Here is a 1,829-nt window from a genome sequence, read left to right as displayed (position 1 = left end):
GGCTCCGGCTGGGTGGGGGCCAGGATGTCCTGGGGGACGAGCAGCAGGACGCCTGTGCCGCCGCGGGCGGAGGGGCGGTAGGAGACCTTGAGGCCGTGCTTGCGGGACAGGCGGCCCACCACCGCCAGGCCCAGGCGTGTGCCCGAGAGGCCGCCGAGGCCCTCCGTGTCGCCGGAGACCGCCTTTTCGGCTCGGCGTAGCTGCACATCGCTCATGACCAGGCCGCTGTCCTCGACGGACACGATGACGCCGGCCGGGACCTCCTCGACGTAGACGTGCACCTCGGCGGTCGGCGGGGAGAAACTGGCCGCGTTGTCGAGGAGTTCGGCGAGCGCGTGCATCACGCCCTCGGCGGCGTGTCCGGCGACCGCGGCCTCGCTGGCGGAGTGCACGCGCACGCGTTGGTAGCCGCTGATCCTGCCCATCGCGCCGCGCAGGATCGACTCCATGGCGATCGGGCGGGCCCAACGGCGGCCGGAGCGGGCGCCCGCCAGGACCGCGACGGAGTCGGCGAGCCGGCCCGCCTGCGCGGTGCGGTGGTCGAGGTGGAGCAGGTCGGCGAGGACGTCCTCGTCGGAGTGGCGTTCCTCCATCGCGCGGAGGTCGGCCAGGGTGCCGGTGGCCAGTGCCTGCATCCGGCTGGCCGCGTTGGCGGTGGCCGCGAGGGCGGCGGACCGGTCGTGCTCGGCCCGGCGCGCCTGTTCGGCCAGGCGTTCGTTCTCGGCGGCCAGACGAGCGCGGTCCCGGGTGTACTCCGCGGCCAGGCGGGCCCGTTCACGGGTGAGTTCCTCGGTGAGCCGTACCCGCTCCTGGTCGAACTCCGCGCTCTGCCGGATCCGGTCCTGCAGCAGGCGTCCGGTGTCCGCGGTGAGGGCCTCCAGCCGGCGCCGGGTCAGGCGGGCCGTCTGGACCGCGTGGGCGGCCACGGCCACGGCCACGACGAGCAGGACCGCGCCCGCGCCCGCGCCGACGGCGACCGGGACACGCTCGGACTCCCGTACGCGGGCGACCGCGCCGGCCACCGCGAGCGCGGCCAGCAGGGCGGTGAGCAGCGGGACGGGTGCGACGGCGCGCAGGGCGGGGCGCTCGGTGGGGGCGGTCATGAATCGGGTCCTCGGTCGGGGTGCTCGGTCGTTCCGGTCGTGCTGGTCGTGCCGGTCGTTCCGGTCGGGTCCCTGGCGAGTAGCGACACCAGATGCTCAACTGGCGGTCACTATATGGGAGTTCGTGATCGAATTGGGAAGGTTCTGGAGGCGTTCACGGATTCCGGCGAAGTCCGGGTCGGCGGCACCGTCGTCACTGTCAGTGGTGGGATGCATGCTGGGTGCATGACGGATCTCGAGGCGGGGCTGCGCGCGGTCGTCCGGGGTGAGGTCGGCTTCGACGTCACGTCCCGGGCGCTGGTCACCATGGACGCGTCCAACTACCGGCGGGTGCCGCTCGGGGTGGTGGCTCCCCGGGACGCCGAGGACGTGGCGGCGGTGCTGGCGGTGTGCCGGGAGCACGGGGTGCCGGTGGTGGCGCGCGGCGGGGGCACCTCGATCGCGGGGCAGGCGACGGGCGTGGGTGTGGTGCTGGACTTCACCCGGCACATGAACCAACTGGTGTCGATCGATCCCGAGGCGCGTACGGCCGTCGTGCAGCCGGGGCTCGTACTGGACCGTCTGCAGGAGGCCGCCGGCGCGTACGGGCTGCGCTTCGGGCCGGATCCGTCGACGCACAGCCGGTGCACGCTCGGCGGGATGATCGGGAACAACTCCTGCGGCTCGCACTCGGTGGCCTGGGGGACGACGGCGGACAGTGTGCGGGCGTTGGACGTCGTCACTGTG

Annotated in this window: 2 protein-coding genes; one reads left to right on the top strand and one right to left on the bottom strand. The window is 73.8% G+C overall.

Going from position 1 to position 1,829, the window contains the following annotated elements:
• Positions 1 to 1,103, bottom strand: a 1,103-nt coding sequence (locus GRC12_RS44105; RefSeq protein WP_244374698.1) for a sensor histidine kinase, incomplete at its 3' end; no start/stop codon positions are given.
• A gap of 225 nt (positions 1,104 to 1,328) precedes the next feature.
• Between GRC12_RS44105 and GRC12_RS44100 the strand changes: the two genes are divergently transcribed.
• Positions 1,329 to 1,829, top strand: a 501-nt coding sequence (locus GRC12_RS44100; protein WP_208786043.1) for an FAD-binding oxidoreductase, incomplete at its 3' end; no start/stop codon positions are given.

The organism is Streptomyces griseorubiginosus (assembly GCF_017614965.1).
GTDB lineage: Bacteria > Actinomycetota > Actinomycetes > Streptomycetales > Streptomycetaceae > Streptomyces > Streptomyces griseorubiginosus_B.
Note: the sequence above shows the minus strand (reverse complement) of the source record. Positions and strands in the feature narration are given on the sequence as shown.